General features: G+C 49.9%; 13 protein-coding genes. All 13 read left to right on the top strand.

The window, feature by feature from the left end; all coding sequences use genetic code 11:
- Positions 1-144: 144 nt before the first annotated feature.
- The 13 genes from OSH01_RS09180 to OSH01_RS09120 all read left to right on the top strand — a co-directional run bounded on the left by OSH01_RS09180 (position 145) and on the right by OSH01_RS09120 (position 15,336).
- Positions 145-1,734 (top strand): ABC transporter substrate-binding protein, encoded by a 1,590-nt coding sequence (locus tag OSH01_RS09180; protein ID WP_376918073.1) that lies wholly within the window; start codon positions 145-147, stop codon positions 1,732-1,734.
- 89 nt (positions 1,735-1,823) lie between these two features.
- Positions 1,824-2,822 carry an ABC transporter permease gene (locus OSH01_RS09175; RefSeq protein ID WP_266123795.1) on the top strand — a complete coding sequence of 333 codons (999 nt, stop codon included), beginning with the start codon at positions 1,824-1,826 and terminating at the stop codon, positions 2,820-2,822.
- A 1-nt stretch (position 2,823) separates the two neighbouring features.
- Complete coding sequence (locus OSH01_RS09170) at positions 2,824-3,666, top strand: ABC transporter permease (RefSeq protein WP_266123794.1); 843 nt, start codon at positions 2,824-2,826, stop codon at positions 3,664-3,666.
- On the top strand, positions 3,666-5,309 hold the full coding sequence (locus OSH01_RS09165; protein ID WP_266123793.1) for an ABC transporter ATP-binding protein: 1,644 nt from the start codon (positions 3,666-3,668) through the stop codon (positions 5,307-5,309). Before OSH01_RS09170 ends, OSH01_RS09165 begins: the two co-directional genes overlap by 1 nt.
- Before the next feature lie 22 nt (positions 5,310-5,331).
- The gene (locus OSH01_RS09160; RefSeq protein WP_266123792.1) at positions 5,332-7,035 is read left to right on the top strand and encodes a thiamine pyrophosphate-binding protein; all 1,704 of its coding nucleotides are present in this window, start codon (positions 5,332-5,334) and stop codon (positions 7,033-7,035) included.
- Positions 7,036-7,048: 13 nt separating this feature from the next.
- The gene (locus OSH01_RS09155; protein ID WP_266123791.1) at positions 7,049-8,104 is read left to right on the top strand and encodes a histone deacetylase family protein; all 1,056 of its coding nucleotides are present in this window, start codon (positions 7,049-7,051) and stop codon (positions 8,102-8,104) included.
- Between the two features lie 8 nt (positions 8,105-8,112).
- Positions 8,113-9,612 (top strand): aldehyde dehydrogenase, encoded by a 1,500-nt coding sequence (locus OSH01_RS09150; protein ID WP_266123790.1) that lies wholly within the window; start codon positions 8,113-8,115, stop codon positions 9,610-9,612.
- Between the two features lie 35 nt (positions 9,613-9,647).
- Positions 9,648-10,382 carry an SDR family NAD(P)-dependent oxidoreductase gene (locus OSH01_RS09145; RefSeq protein WP_266123789.1) on the top strand — a complete coding sequence of 245 codons (735 nt, stop codon included), beginning with the start codon at positions 9,648-9,650 and terminating at the stop codon, positions 10,380-10,382.
- 34 nt (positions 10,383-10,416) lie between these two features.
- A complete protein-coding gene (locus OSH01_RS09140) occupies positions 10,417-11,490 on the top strand; it encodes a phosphotransferase (RefSeq protein WP_266123788.1) in 1,074 nt (357 codons plus the stop codon).
- Entirely contained in the window at positions 11,490-12,758 is a 1,269-nt protein-coding gene (locus OSH01_RS09135) for an aminotransferase class III-fold pyridoxal phosphate-dependent enzyme (protein ID WP_266123787.1), read from the top strand. Before OSH01_RS09140 ends, OSH01_RS09135 begins: the two co-directional genes overlap by 1 nt.
- A 25-nt stretch (positions 12,759-12,783) precedes the next feature.
- Positions 12,784-14,028, top strand: a complete 1,245-nt coding sequence (locus OSH01_RS09130) for a Zn-dependent hydrolase (protein ID WP_266123786.1) — start codon at positions 12,784-12,786, stop codon at positions 14,026-14,028.
- A gap of 42 nt (positions 14,029-14,070) precedes the next feature.
- Positions 14,071-14,625 carry an Lrp/AsnC family transcriptional regulator gene (locus OSH01_RS09125; protein WP_266123785.1) on the top strand — a complete coding sequence of 185 codons (555 nt, stop codon included), beginning with the start codon at positions 14,071-14,073 and terminating at the stop codon, positions 14,623-14,625.
- A 156-nt stretch (positions 14,626-14,781) separates the two neighbouring features.
- Positions 14,782-15,336, top strand: coding sequence for a hypothetical protein (locus OSH01_RS09120; RefSeq protein ID WP_266123784.1), 555 nt, complete (start codon positions 14,782-14,784; stop codon positions 15,334-15,336).
- The last annotated feature ends 7 nt before the right edge of the window (positions 15,337-15,343 follow it).

Here is a 15,343-nt window from a genome sequence, read left to right as displayed (position 1 = left end):
CAGCAATTAATTCTTCAAAACGACAGAATAGCAGAATATTGTACGGTGGCATTCTCTAGGAACGTGTATATATTGCGACCGAAGTGCTCATAATAATTTGTGAGTAGTGCACATCATATAAAAACAGAATTCCTGGAGACATGCATGAAATTGATATCTATTATGCCGTTCGCTCGCGCTGCCTGTATGGCCACAGTGCTGGTGGGAGGTGTGTTGACGCAAGGCGTCGCTTGGTCTCAGACACAAGGGGGGACTTTAGTGGCCGTCGTTCAGCCCGAACCCCCTTTATTGATGTCAGGGATTAACCAGCAAGGCCCCACGCTATATGTAGCAGCAAAAATTTATCAAGGCTTATTAACGTATAGCGCCGATTTAACTCCTCAGCCCAGTCTGGCAAAGTCATGGACAATTTCAGATGATGGGTTGGTGTATACCTTTACTTTGCAAGAGGGGGTTAAGTGGCATGATGGGCACCCTTTCTCGGCAGAAGATGTGGTATTCACCGTCGATAAATTGTTGCGTGAGACACAGCCGCGTATCCGTACACTAATTAACAAGTATATAGACAAGATCGTTGCAACAGACGAATCTACGGTTGAGTTTACTTTGAAGTCTCCTTTTGCACCTTTTATTTATGCTTTCGAGGCGGGGTCGATTCCGATTGTTCCTAAGCATTTGTATGAGGGCACAGATTACAAAACTAATCCAGCCAATCTGACGCCAGTCGGTACTGGACCATTTAAATTCGATGAGTGGAAAAGAGGCTCTTACATTAAGTTAGTGCGCAATCCGGATTATTGGAAACCGGGCCAGCCTTATCTGGATGAAGTGATCTTCAGGGTAGTCCCTGATGCCGCGTCACGCGCTGTAGCCTTCGAGAAAGGCGATGTCCACGTGTTGCGGGGCGGCGATGTGGATAACGTGGATGTGAAGCGTTTGCGAGCTTTGCCGGATACCGAGTACTCGCTAAAAGGTTGGGAAATGTACTCCCCCCATGCGTATATGATCATGAATATGCGCAAGCCACCTTTCGATAATGTACTAGTGCGCCAAGCTGTCATGCACGCCATCAATCGGCAGTTTATTGTCGATAATATCTTGTTTGGACTGGGGAAAGTAGCGACAGGGCCGATTGCTTCGACGACTCTACTTTATGACCCTGATGTGCCCACTTATGACTACAGCATCAAGAAGGCCAAAGAACTGATTAAAGAGTCAGGGGTTGATCTGTCAAAAACGCCGGTGAAAATGCTGCCTATACCTTATGGTACTAGTTGGGATCGGATAGCGGAATATACCAAGCAAAGTCTTGAGCAAATTGGTTTTCAGATTACTACCGAGCCGGTTTCTGATGCAGGTAGTTGGTTCACTCGAATCTCAAACTGGGATTATGACCTGAGCTTTAATTATGCCTTTCAATACGGTGACCCTGGTTTGGGCGTTTCCCGACTGTACTTGTCCAGCAATATTGTGAAGGGCACTCATACCGCCAACGTGCAGAACTACGTGAATCCGAAAGCAGACGAACTCATGACGGCGGGAGACCAAGCAGTGGATTTGGCTGAGCGGCAAAAATACTATTCTGAAGCCCAAAAGCTTTTGGTTGAAGACGTGGCCAATGGTTACCTCTTTGAGATTGAGAACCCCACCATTTATCACTCTAGCGTTAAAAACTTGATCAATAGCGCCGTTGGCGTCAGCGATTCATTTGATAACGTGTTTATCCAGAAGTAAGCCCATTACCCATTGATGACTGGAAATCAGGAGTTTAAGCCTGAGCCCCCGGCGTGGGCTGTCGGGGGGTTAGTGCAAATATTCCAAGGATGTATGAAGTGAAACTTTTATCTTTCTTGATGGCGCGTATTGGTAAGGCATTGCTAGTGGTTCTGGGGGTTGTGGTGGTCAATTTTCTATTGATACATCTGGCTCCTGGCGACCCTGCTGCCGTGATGGCTGGAGAGGCAGGAGCCACAGATCCTCAATATATCGAGGAGCTGCGGCGACAGTTTGGCCTTGATAAGCCTATTTTGCTGCAGTTGTGGATTTACATACAGGGAATATTCCACTTGGATTTTGGGTACTCCTATCGCAATGGCCTACCGGTACTAGATCTGATCCTTGACCGTTTACCCGCTACTTTGTTGCTGATGACTTGTGCCTTTGTCTTTTCGATTATTACCGGGGTGACTTTAGGTGTGCTAGCAGCAAAGAGCCGTTTTTCCGGAAAGCGAAAATGGCTGGATAGTCTGATCATGATTTGTGCCTTAGTGATCTATGCGGCACCTTTGTTTTGGCTGGCCTTGCTGGCGATTGTTCTATTTTCAGTGGTGCTCGGATGGTTACCTGCCTTTGGCATGGAAAGTATAGGAGCCAACCTGACGGGGCTTGCCCGGGTTTGGGATATCGCGACTCATCTCGTTTTGCCCACAGTCACACTCGGATGTTTTTTTATGGCGGTCTATGCCAGATTGACCCGCGCCTCAATGCTCGAGGTTATCGGGATGGATTTTGTCAAAACAGCTCGGGCCAAAGGCGTACCTAGCGGGTTGATTATACGTCGGCACGTGTTGCGCAATGCTTTGCTGCCGGTAGTGACTTTTGCTGGCATCCAGCTTGGTCAGATGGCAGGTGGAGCCGTACTGACAGAGACCGTCTTTAGCTGGCCAGGGATAGGTCGCTTGATGTTTGATGCCTTGATGCAACGTGATTATCAACTGTTGCTAGGTGTATTTTTGATGACCTCGGTCATGGTGGTGTTGTTTAACCTCCTTACGGATCTGGTTTATCAGCTCATTGATCCGCGAATCGAATTGGGGGCCTGACATGAAGTTATTTTTCCAGCGTTTTTTTTCTAATAAAGGCACTTTATTAGGTTCGGTAATTTTCGCCGTCATTATTGTGGTCGCCATTTTTGCGTCGCTTTGGTATGAAGAGTCGCCGTGGATGATGGTGGCGACGCCCCTAATTCCCCCTTTCCAGAATCCCGAGTACTTTTTTGGCACTGATATGTTGGGTCGTAACATCGGCGCGGGCTTGGCCTACGGTGCGCGAGTCTCTTTGATGATCAGTGTTGCCTCAACGCTAGTAGCAGTATTTTTCGGCATTTTTGTTGGGGCGATAGCAGGCTATTACGGAGGATGGTTAGACGATTTGCTGATGCGAATGACAGAATTTTTTCAAACCATACCGCAGTTAGCCATGGCAATTGTTGTGGTGGCGATCTTTACACCGTCTATTTATTCCATCATCGGTGCCATCGTGTTGGTTTCTTGGCCTCCTGTTGCTCGTCTCGTACGAAGTGAGTTCATGTCGTTGAAGCAGCGCGAGTTTGTACATGCGGCGATTGGTTTAGGGCAAAAGCCGAGTCAAATTATTTTTAATCAGATTTTACCTAATGCTTTGTCGCCCATCATTGTTATGGCCTCGTTGATGGTGGCCTCGGCCTTACTGACAGAGGCAGCATTGTCTTTTCTGGGTCTGGGTGATCGTAACCTGATGAGTTGGGGCTACATGATCGGGGCGGCGCGCACCATGTTGCGGGAAGCGCCTTGGATGAGTGTTATGCCCGGGTTGGCTATTTTATTCTGCGTTCTTTCCATTAACTTGATCGGTGAAGGACTGAATGACGCCCTGAATCCTCAACTGCGTAAAAAGGGGGCGGCGTAATGCGTGAAGAAGTGCTTTTAGAGGTAAGCCATTTGAGAGTGGCTTTACAAAATGGCGGTGATCGTCCCTACGCAGTTAAAGATGTTTCTTTTCGCGTACAGCGAGGAGAGATTCTGTGCATCGTCGGCGAATCGGGCTCTGGCAAATCGGTTAGCGCGAATGCCATTATGGGCTTGCTGCCTGAAATCATGAAGCCTCAGTCAGGGCAAATTCTCTTTAAAGGAGTTGACCTACTGAAGCAAAAAGAGGAGCAGCGTTTAGCGTGGCGGGGGAAAGAAATTGGCATGATTTTTCAAGAGCCCATGTCGGCGCTCAATCCCATCATGCGTGTGGGCGAGCAGATTGCAGAGGTGCTTGAGGTTCATGGGGTGCACAGTGATAAGGCTCGACAAACGCGCGTGTTAGAGCTCCTGACTTTGGTAGGCTTGCCTGAACCCGAACGCTTAAGGCTTAGTTATCCCTTCCGTTTGTCAGGTGGTCAACGTCAGCGCGTCATGATTGCCATGGCGTTGGCTCTTGAGCCGGAAATATTGATTGCGGACGAGCCCACCACCGCATTGGATGTGACGACTCAGGCCCAAATACTGGCTTTAATCAAAAGCATTCAACAATCCATGGGAATGGGTGTGATCTTTATTACGCATGACTTTGGCGTGGTTGCAGAAATTGCAGATCGTGTGGCGGTGATGGAAAAGGGAGTACTGGTAGAGCAGGGCACTGCCGAACAGGTGTTGAATGCGCCGACGCACCCATATACCCAGAGATTGATTGCATCCGTGCCCCATTTGCGAGCAGGGCAGTGGGACGGCAATATGACTCAGCCTCTGATTGAGGTCAAAAATATAAAGAAAGACTATGTTCTTTCCCGTGGTTTATTCGGCAAGAAACGTCTCTTCAAAGCAGTCAATGACGTCAGTTTTGAGGTCTATCCAGGAGAGACTTTTGGCATTGTTGGTGAGTCAGGGTCGGGTAAGTCGACGTTGGGGAAATGTCTGGTGCGTTTGCTCAGAATCGATAGTGGGCAATTACTCTTTTGTGGTCAAGATATTGCCGATTTGGATGTCCACGAGTTACGTCCATACCGAAAAAAGATACAGATGATTTTTCAGGATCCGTTTGCCTCCCTTAACCCTAGGCATAAAACGGGGCGTCTGATTATGGACGGCCCAATGACGCATGGGGTGGATCGTCATACAGCAGAAAAAAAAGCGCGTGAATTGCTTGAGTTGGTGGGCTTAGGAACTGAGGCGTTTGAGCGCTACCCGAATGAATTTTCTGGCGGTCAACGCCAGCGTATCGGCATTGCGCGGGCGTTAGCCATGGAGCCAGAGCTATTGGTGGCAGATGAGTCGGTATCTGCTCTGGATGTTTCCGTTCAGGCGCAAGTGCTGGAGCTGTTAGCCGAATTACAACGTAAGTTAAATCTGACCATTGTATTTATTACCCATGATTTACGCGTGGCGGCCCAAATTTGTCATCGTTTAGCGGTGATGCAACACGGGGTCATTGTCGAGCAGGGTTCGCCAGGGCAGATTTTTGACGCCCCGCGACATGCTTACACACAGAAACTCATTGATGCTGTTCCGGGTAAAGCGTGGGATTGTTCCCGAGTCCAAATGTTACGCAATGACGTCAGTCATTGAGCTCCTAGAAAAGGTATCTTGTATGTCAAAAGATTTACGCATTCGCAATGGCGGACAAATAGTAATAGAACACTTACGCAACTATGGTGTTCGGCGCATTTTTATGGTGGCAGGGGAAAGTTACTTACCCTGTATCGATGCCTTGTATGACCATCAGGGTGAGATTCAGGCGGTTGCATGCCGGCAAGAGGGTGGGGCTGCCTATATGGCCGAGGCGCACGGCAAACTGACCGGTACGCCAGGTATCTGCTTTGTCACGCGAGGGCCAGGGGCTACTAATGCCAGCATCGGGGTACACACCGCGTATCAGGACTCCACCCCGATGATTTTATTTGTCGGACAGGTTGATGCGGGCACGCAAGACCGGGATGCTTTTCAAGAAATTGATTATCGGCGTATGTTTTCCTGCATGAGTAAATGGGTCGCTCAAGTGGACAGCACAGAACGATTGCCAGAGTATCTGGCGCGGGCCTTTGCGGTGGCCACCCAGGGCAGACCGGGGCCTGTTGTGTTGGTCTTGCCGGAACAGGTTTTATGGGGTAGCGCGACAGTGGCTGATGTCATGCCCTTCAAAAAAGCACACCCCAGTCCCATGCCATCCGAACTCGCGCAGATGCAAAGTTTGCTGCAACAGTCTGAACGGCCATTTCTGTTGCTGGGTGGTAATGGTTGGACTCCCGCTACACGCCAGATTATTGAATCGTTTGCCAGCCGATATCAAATCCCTGTTGGGGTGGGCTGGCGTAGGCAGGAGTGTTTTGATAATCGTCACCCTAATTATGCAGGGCACGTAGGCTATGGGCTGACCGCTGAATTAGAGCAACGCATTAAAGAAGCCGATCTGATCATCGCATTGGGGTCGCGCTTAAATCAGCCTACAACCGTGGACTATACCTTGCTTGTCAGCCCGCAGCCTACGCAACAGCTGATTCATATCTATCCAGATGCTGATGAATTGGGTCGAACCTATAGGCCGACTTTAGCTATTCAGGCAGACATTCATGGGTTTGCAGAGGCAGTCCAAAATTTGCAGCCGATTTCCGCGCCGGCGCGAGGGCAGCATGTGGTTCAGGCAAATCAACAATACTTGGATAGTTTGGTTCCTTTAGATATGCCGGGACCTATGAATCTGAATACGGCCGCCAGCATTGTGGCCAAACGCTTGCCGATCGACTCTTGTGTAACGGCAGGGGCAGGTAATTTTGCCTTATTTCCTCATCGTTATATTCAGATATCGGCGCCAGGGACACAGTTGTCGCCCATTTTGGGTGCCATGGGGTACGGTTTGCCAGCCGCTATCGCGGCCAAGCTTGAACAGCCAGAGAAAGTGGTGGTGTGTTATGCGGGTGATGGATGTTTTCAGATGACGATGCAAGAGCTGGGTACCGCCGCACAGCAAAAGCTGGGCATGGTCGTTTTAGTGTTTAACAACAGTACCTGGGGCACGATACGCATGCATCAAGAACGAGAGTTCCCAGGGCGCGTGATTGGTTTGGGGCTATCTAATCCTGATTTTGCCGCTATTGCTCGTGCTTATGGTGGGCATGGCGAAACGGTTACCCGTACTGAAGATTTTGCTAGTGCCTTTGATAGAAGTCTGGCCTTTGCCGCCAGTCATCATTTACCCGCATTAATTGAAATTCAGTACGACGTAGAAGGCATTAGCCCAGAGACGACGCTGAGCCAAATACGCGAAGCGGCGTTTGCTTTGCGGAAAGAAAATTGATCAAAGGACTGGAATGAACGCTTTTTTTACGCGCGCTCAGATGTTGCACGACCCTCTTCAATTTATGCGTATGGGACGAATTGCGGAGTGCAATGACTTGCCCAGTCGTACCGAGGTCTTGCTTGATGCTCTGGCTAGTGTGGGAGTTTCTGTACATGAACCCGCAGACTATGGCTTAGACCCTTTATTGGCCGTACATGCTCCCCATTACTTGGCATTTTTGCACGATGCCTACACACGCTGGAGCGCGCACGCACAGGCCGGGCCCGAGGTATTACCCAACGTTAGCTATTACTTGAATGCACGTCAGGAAGACCAGATGCGTAGCCCCTGCCGCTCGACATCCATAGTAGGCCAAGCAGCATTTTACTTGGGGGACCTTGCCTGTCCGATTGGGCCGCATACCTACACCTCTGCATTGCGCTCGGCGCATACCGCGCTGGCAGCCTGCGACTCGGTATTAGGGGGCAACCGTGCTGCATATGCTTTATGCAGACCGTCGGGTCATCATGCGCATAGCGACAGAGCAGCAGGCTTTTGCTATGTCAATAACGCCGCGGTAGCGGCACAACACCTGCGGGGAAAATTCTCCAAAGTGGCTACGTTGGATGTCGACATTCATCACGGAGACGGCACGCAGCAGATCTTCTATCGACGTGATGATGTATTGACCATTTCTATGCATGCCGATCCGACGGAGTATTACCCCTATCAAACTGGCTACGCTGACGAAATAGGTTTTGGCGAGGGTGAAGGTTACAACCTGAACCTGCCTTTAGCACATGGCTCAGGCAACGCTGAGTTTTTAGCAGCGCTTGATCAGGCAGGCCAGGCAGTGACTACATTTGGTGCCGAGGTTTTAGTGTTGTCTTTGGGGTTCGATGCACACAAACAGGATCCGTTAAGCGTGCTTGAGCTCGACACTGATTGCTTTTACGAAGTGGGGCGGCGTATTCAAGCGCTAAATCTGCCTACAGTGATTGTGCAGGAAGGTGGGTACGCGATTGATGAAATAGGGGGGTGTCTGCGCGCCTTTTTACGTGGTTTTCTTCCAGCTTCTATTCGATAAGGATGGTTATGACTTTACACAATGCAGCCTACTGGAAACAAAAATCAGCTGAATTAAGCTTACCGGCTCAAGCCTTCGTGAATGGGAAGTTTGTACCTGCCTTAGGAGGGCGTGTTTTACCTATCATGAACCCGGCCTCTGCCGCTGTGCTCACACACGTGGCTGATTGCCAAAAAGAAGACATAGACTTGGCTGTGCAAGCAGCAAGACAAGCCTTTGAATCAGGAGTGTGGTCTGGGAAAAGTCCGCGGGAACGTGGACAGTGCTTAGTGGCCTTGGCGGCGCTAATTGAGCGTGATAAAGAAGAGTTTGCCTTACTTGAAACCTTGAATGTGGGCAAACCTATTGCTGAGAGCTTATTGTTTGATTTACCCGAGGCGATCAAAACATATGCGTGGTATGGCGAGGCCATAGATAAGATTTATGACGAGATTGCCCCTACAGGCGCGAATGCCTTAGCTACGGTGACCCGCGAGCCACTGGGGGTTATTGCCGCGGTTGTCCCGTGGAACTATCCATTATTAATGGCCTCATGGAAAATTGCTCCTGCATTGGTAGCAGGCAATTGCATCGTAGTCAAACCGTCTGAACTGACGCCCTTGAGTGTGCTGAAGTTGGCGAGCCTTATGGAAGAGGCGGGCATTCCCCCCGGCGTTTTTAATGTGGTTCCAGGAACAGGTCCTGAGGCGGGTCAAGCTTTAGGACTGCACCCCGATGTGGATTGTTTGACCTTTACAGGGTCGACAGCCACAGGGAAGCGTTTCATGGAGTACTCCGGTCAATCAAACCTAAAGCGAGTTTGGCTTGAGTGCGGCGGCAAGTCTCCCCATATCGTATTTGATGATTGTCCTGATTTGGATAAAGCGGCCTTGGCCGCAGCGGTGGGCATCACCTCTAATCAGGGCGAAGTGTGTATTGCTGGTTCGCGCCTATACGTTCAAAGCGGCATCTATGAACAATTCATGGAAAAGCTAAGCGCGTGTATACAGGCGATACGGCCCGGTGATCCGCTGGACCCCGAAACCACAATGGGAGCTATTGTGGATGAGCGGCAAATGAATAAAGTGCTCGACTACATAGAGAGTGGTCAAGCCCAAGGAGCGCGCTTGCGTTTAGGGGGCCAGCGTACCCGAGTCGATACAGGAGGCTACTACATTGAGCCCACCGTATTTGACTGTGATTCAGAGGCGCTATCCATTGTCAGCGATGAGATTTTTGGCCCTGTACTGGCAGTACTCCGCTTTGATACCGAAGAGCAAGTCATTGCTTACGCCAATGATTCCATTTACGGACTGGGCGCTGGATTATGGACCTCGAATTTAGGGCGGGCGCACCGAGTGTCGCGCAAACTTAGAGCAGGTCTAGTTTGGGTCAACTGTTTCTTTGATAGCGACATTACGGTTCCTTTCGGTGGCGTAAAACAATCGGGAAGTGGACGCGACAAGTCTTTGCACGCTCTCGACAAATATACGGATCTGAAAACTAGTTGGTTCAATTTAGAGCCCTAACGCGTAACGATTGATTGTCTTTTTCGGGGAAATCGGTGGAAACAAAAACTTTGGTGCTTACCGGCGCAAGTCGCGGGATTGGCCACGCGACTGTTAAGCGTTTTAGTGCTGCTGGCTGGCGTGTGATCACTCTTTCACGCCAGGCTTTTACGGATGATTGTCCCTGGAGTGCTGGCGCTGAGAATCATCTGCAGCTGGATCTGGGAAGTACCGATGCGATCGAGCAGGGCTTAAAAGACCTGAGCAAGCTACTGCCTGAGGGCAAGATCCATGCTTTAGTGAACAATGCCGGCATTTCCCCTAAAAAAAATGGTGGAGGGCGTATTGGTGTATTGGATAGTGACTATCAAACATGGTTAAGCGTATTTAACGTCAATGTGTTTGGTGCAGCGCTAATGGCCCGTGGCCTGTTCCACCAGCTAAAGGCAGGAGGGGGAACGATTATCAACGTTACTTCTATTGCAGGGGGGCGGGTCCACCCGTTTGCTGGCTCTGCTTACGCAGCTTCCAAGGCGGCTTTGCTTGGTTTGACACGTGAAATGGCTCATGAGTTCGGCCCTCATGGCATTCGTGTGAATGCGATCTCACCGGGTGAAATCGATACGGCTATCTTGTCTGCTGGCACCGACGACATCATTAAAAACAGCGTCCCGTTGCAGCGCTTGGGTACGCCCGAGGAAGTGGCCGCCGTCATCCTTTTTCTATGTTCATCGAATGCGATGTATGTCAATGGTGCAGAGATACATATCAATGGTGGGCAACATGTCTAGCGGGAAACTGCTATTTATTTTCGGAGAGTAATCCGTGACTTGTACAACACTATCCGGAATTATTGAGCCCTTAAAAACGTCTCCACCCGATTGCAGCGTCCAGACTGCTGTGCAACTGGTGCAACAGCATTATGGGATGCGGGTGACGGCTACGCGCTTGGCCAGTGAACGTGATCAAAACTTTCATGTGCGCACGGCCGAAGGGCAATCTTTTGTTTTTAAGATAGCCAATACGGCGGAAAGCCATGAGGTAGCGGCTTTTCAGACGGCGGCACTAAACCATGTGGCTGCATTAGACCCTAGTTTGCCCGTCCCTCGTGTGATTAAGACGCTAGATGGAGAGGATAATTTCTTTATCCCTTTGAATGGGCAGCAAGCCGTAGTGAGAATGTTGTCTTATCTTGAGGGTGAGCCTTTGTATAAAGCGCCTAAAAGCCGGCAGCAGCGTTTCAACATCGGTCATTTGTCCGCGCGCTTGTCACTGGCCTTAAGAGATTTTCATCATTCGGCTGCTAGCCATCATATTTTATGGGATATAGAGCACGCAGGACACCTACGGGAGTTACTGGTCCATATCCCGGATAAAGATAATCGTGTACTTGCTGAGCACTTTTTGGACCGGTTTGATCGCCATGTTCAACCCGTTTTACCTTTGCTGCGTACACAAGTCGTCCACAACGATCTCAATCCGCATAACTTATTAGTTGATCCCACGCAGGTCACTCAAGTGGCAGGAATCTTAGATTTTGGCGATATGGTAAGGACGGCATTGATTAACGACGTGGCAATTACCTCTTCTTATCTTTTAGATTCTAAGGGGCATCCGCTTGAGCCCGTCGCTGATATGCTGGAGGGCTATCAGTCAGCCAGTATCTTGGAGTGGGCTGAGATCAGCCTACTGGTTGACCTCATCGCCACCCGGTATGTGATGAATGTGGCGATAACGGGATGGCGCGCGGCACGCTACCCGGAAAATAAAGCTTATATTTTGCGCAATAACGAAGCGGCATGGGCTGGATTACGGTGTTTGCAATCCTACCCGCACTCCGAGCTCCAAGAGTATTTGAGAGCTAAGTGCTACGCCGCAGTCATGAGGAGCCCGGCATAATGGTGGATCAAAATTTATTACAGCGGCGTCGGCAATTGCTAGGGCCTGCGTATCGTCTATTTTATGATGAACCTCTCCACCTAGTGAGGGGCCAAGGAGTGTGGTTGTACGATGACCAAGGCAAGGCTTACTTAGACGCGTATAACAATGTGCCTGTGGTGGGCCATTGCCATCCACAGGTGGTGCACGCGCTTTGTACTCAGGCCAGCATCCTGAATACACACACTAGATATTTGCACGACAGCGTGCTTGAGTACGCCGAAACTTTGTTGGCCACGTTTCCCAGTCCGTTGGCGCAAGTTATGTTTACGTGTACTGGCAGTGAGTCTAACGATCTGGCGTTGCGCGTAGCGCGTAGTGTGACGAAAGCAAAGGGGGTGATTGTAACCCGGCATGCTTATCACGGAGTCACGCAGTCTACCGCTGAACTCTCCCCTGCCCTAGGGGCCGCTTATAGCCAGCCTGATTTTGTGGAATTAGTGACAGCGCCCGATCCGTATCGCCATGGGGTTGAAACCTGCCAATTGTTTCTTCTCGAAGTTCAAGGAGCGATTGAACGTTTAGCTCAGCGCGGCATCGGTGTGGCAGCTTTTATGTTTGACTCGATTTTGTCTAGTGATGGGGTTCTTTCTGATGTCACCGATGCGCTAGTGCAAGCGGCCGCTGCCGTAAAAGGCGCCGGCGGTCTGTTGATTGCCGACGAGGTCCAAGCGGGCTTTGCACGCACCGGTACCCACATGTGGGGTTTTGAGCGGCATGGACTCATGCCTGACTTAGTTACCCTAGGAAAGCCGATGGGTAATGGTCACCCTATGGCTGGGGTGGTAGGGAAAGCTGATTTGTTCGACCAGTTTGGGCGTGAGTGTCGTTATTTCAATACATTTGGGGGGAATCCGGTTTCGTGTGCCGTGGGCCTTGCGGTGATGAATGTGATTCAGAGCGAAGGGCTGTTACAGCATACTCACCTAGTTGGAGGTGCCTTGAAAGCTGCGCTGAACGAGCTGGGGCAAAAACACGCTTTAATCGGGGATGTGAGGGGAGCGGGCTTATTTCTTGGGGTGGAGTTGGTAGAAGATAAAGTAAACAAGACGCCCGCCACCGAGCAAACCGCGCAGATTGTGAATCTCATGCGTCATAAGGGAGTGTTGATCAGCGGGGCGGGGCCGCGTAACAATGTGCTGAAAATACGTCCGCCTTTGCCTTTTTCAATAGCGAACACAGAGCAGTTTATTGATGCGCTGGACGCATCGTTCAATGAGCTTTACTAAATTACACGGAAACATAGGCAGCGCAATGAAAAACTCTATCACAATGAACGAATCGCGTTTCTGGAAAACGATGGTAGTTTCCAATGGGATTGGAACCCATAGAGAAACAGGTCTAAAGCGCTTAGCCTTTACCGAGGAGGATAAAGCCATGCGCGATGTATTCGTGCAATGGTGTCGGGAGGCAGGGTGCGAAATCACGATTGATCAAGTGGGTAATATTTTTGCTCGGCGTGAGGGCACGGTGCCGGGCTCAGATCCCGTCGCCATGGGCAGCCACCTCGATACTCAGGTGAATGGGGGGCGCTACGACGGTATCTTAGGCGTGCTGGCGGGTTTGGAGGTGATTCGTACTCTCAATGACGAGGGAATAGAAACCTTACGCCCACTTGAGGTCATTGTGTGGAGCAACGAAGAGGGAGCCCGCTTTGTGCCTACCATGGGCGGATCTGCCGCTTTCTGTGGCAATTGGGACTTAGACTTCATTTTGAATGCGAAAGACGATGACGGCATTACCTTTGAACAGGCGCTGCAGTCGACGGGCTATCAAGGCTCAGCACCCTTGCCAAGTCGACGACTCGACACCTATTTAGAATTGCATATCGAGCAGGGGCCTATCTTGGATGCCGAGCGCAAACAGGTGGGGGTAGTGGTGGGTGGGTATGCTGTTCGTAGTTTGGTTATTGAAGTCAAGGGAGAAACTGCACATGTGGGCCCTACGCCTATGGACCAGCGTCGAAATGCCATTGTAGGAGCGGCCTACGTTACCACGGCGCTGAATGAGATTGGCTGGAAATATCATGCGGAAGACGCGAAAACCACCACCTCCCGTATTGTCGCCTTTCCGAATAAACAAGGGATTATTTCTGAGTATGCTGAAATGATGGTTGACTTGCGTCATCCGACGCAAGCAGGCGTAGAAAGCATGCTGGCAGAGTTGAAGCAGGCAATCGGTAAGGCGCAGCAAAGAGCTCAAGTTAGTATCCAGATCGTAAAAGAACTCAAGTACGGCATGGATAGTTTTGACAAAGAGGTCATCTCAGCAGTGAAGCAGAGCGTTAAGAAATTGGGGTATGACTCTATGGAAATTAAGAGCCAAGCAGGGCATGATGCTTATCAAGTTGCTTTGGTCGCGCCCACAGCGATGATATTTACACCCTGCGATATGGGCTACTCTCATAATGAAAAAGAAGACGCTACCCCTGAGCAACTTAGCCCAGGCTTGAATGTGCTTTTGCATAGCGCGCTGGCAAGGGCTAATCGTCCTTTGTAAAAGAGTTAGCGGTTCCAGCTCATCGCTCCTAGGAGGCCAACTGTGCTTAAAATCAAACTTGATCGGATTGATTTAAAGATTCTTTTGTTGTTGCAAAAAGATGCTCGTATTACGAACTCGGCTTTGGCCGAGAAAGTAGGTTTGTCATCTAGCCCTTGTCTTGAGCGAGTACGTAAGCTTGAAAAAGCGAAATTGATTAATCAGTACCGGGCTGTGCTCAATACCGAGCGTTTAATTCAGCACGTGCATGTGTTTATGGAAATTACGCTGGAGAAGCATTTTTCACAAGACTTTGTGCTTTTTGAAAAGTACATTTGTGCCATGCCAGAGGTTTTGTCATGTTCGCTAATTAGTGGGGATTTTGACTATCTATTGCGAGTGATGGCCGTGGACGTGGCGCACTTGCATTCTATTTCACAGCGGATGTTTGCGGCGGAAATTGGTATTGCCAAGCACTTTACTTACATTGCATTAAAAAACGTGAAAGACACCACTGAAGTTCCCTTGGAGGAGCTATTAGATGCCCGACAGCAGACTGTATGTACGGAATTTGATGCAGTCTGCCCTCAGGGGCCAGCAGCGAACAGAGGGGGATGAGTTGGGTATCTAATTTTGTTAGGCCAGGGTTACTTTGATCTGCATCTGTCAATATGTTTTTTTCCTATGTTCTCTCTGACGGGGAGAGCTATGCTTTGTTTGAGGCCTTGATTACAATCTCGTGGTGAGCCTGCTGTTTTAATACTGGAGTGACCCATGATCAAACGAGTGATAGGTATTTGCTGCGCGTTTTTTCTCGGTTTTGCACCGACAGGCGCTTATGCTGATGATTCGCTCAGCGACCTGCATGTACGTCAATACGTGGCGAGCCTACCTGCTATGCAAGCAACGCTGTACGAATTGATACGCGATGGTTTGTTTTGGCAAGAGCCGGGAGCGGCGCTCTATCACGCTATAGAACAGGCTGCGCAAGCTAATGGGACAGAGACCTATCGTCAACTTGACCGCCAAGTACGAGCCTACGGTTTTGACAGTATTGAGCAGTGGACGTTAGTAGCAGACCAGGTACAGATGACCCGCCAATACATGGCCGATGCGCAGGCGATTGAGCAGCTATACACAGAGCTTAATGAGCTGGAAAAGGTTTTGAATGCCAATGCGCGGCAATATTCTACGGCCGAGCTGGAGCAATTATTAAAAAGTTTTGCACAAAGCAAACAGCAGGTGCTGGCGTTAGTTGCAACGCGTGATTTGGTGCCCTTGGTGCAACCTTATGTGGCTCAGTTGGATGCGGCCATGTCGGAGTATTAACCTGCCG

Origin of the sequence: Alcaligenes endophyticus (assembly GCF_026344035.1) — a bacterium.
GTDB classification, from domain to species: Bacteria; Pseudomonadota; Gammaproteobacteria; order Burkholderiales; family Burkholderiaceae_B; genus Alcaligenes; species Alcaligenes endophyticus.
This window is presented reverse-complemented; position numbering and strand designations above follow the sequence as displayed.

What these genes read in the sequence shown, in the direction of transcription:
- OSH01_RS09180 (WP_376918073.1), top strand. Translation starts at nt 145, where the DNA reads ATGAAATTGATATCTATTATGCCGTTCGCTCGCGCTGCCTGTATGGCC.
- OSH01_RS09175 (WP_266123795.1), top strand. Translation starts at nt 1,824, where the DNA reads ATGTATGAAGTGAAACTTTTATCTTTCTTGATGGCGCGTATTGGTAAG.
- OSH01_RS09170 (WP_266123794.1), top strand. Translation starts at nt 2,824, where the DNA reads ATGAAGTTATTTTTCCAGCGTTTTTTTTCTAATAAAGGCACTTTATTA.
- OSH01_RS09165 (WP_266123793.1), top strand. Translation starts at nt 3,666, where the DNA reads ATGCGTGAAGAAGTGCTTTTAGAGGTAAGCCATTTGAGAGTGGCTTTA.
- OSH01_RS09160 (WP_266123792.1), top strand. Translation starts at nt 5,332, where the DNA reads ATGTCAAAAGATTTACGCATTCGCAATGGCGGACAAATAGTAATAGAA.
- OSH01_RS09155 (WP_266123791.1), top strand. Translation starts at nt 7,049, where the DNA reads ATGAACGCTTTTTTTACGCGCGCTCAGATGTTGCACGACCCTCTTCAA.
- OSH01_RS09150 (WP_266123790.1), top strand. Translation starts at nt 8,113, where the DNA reads ATGACTTTACACAATGCAGCCTACTGGAAACAAAAATCAGCTGAATTA.
- OSH01_RS09135 (WP_266123787.1), top strand. Translation starts at nt 11,490, where the DNA reads ATGGTGGATCAAAATTTATTACAGCGGCGTCGGCAATTGCTAGGGCCT.
- OSH01_RS09130 (WP_266123786.1), top strand. Translation starts at nt 12,784, where the DNA reads ATGAAAAACTCTATCACAATGAACGAATCGCGTTTCTGGAAAACGATG.
- OSH01_RS09120 (WP_266123784.1), top strand. Translation starts at nt 14,782, where the DNA reads ATGATCAAACGAGTGATAGGTATTTGCTGCGCGTTTTTTCTCGGTTTT.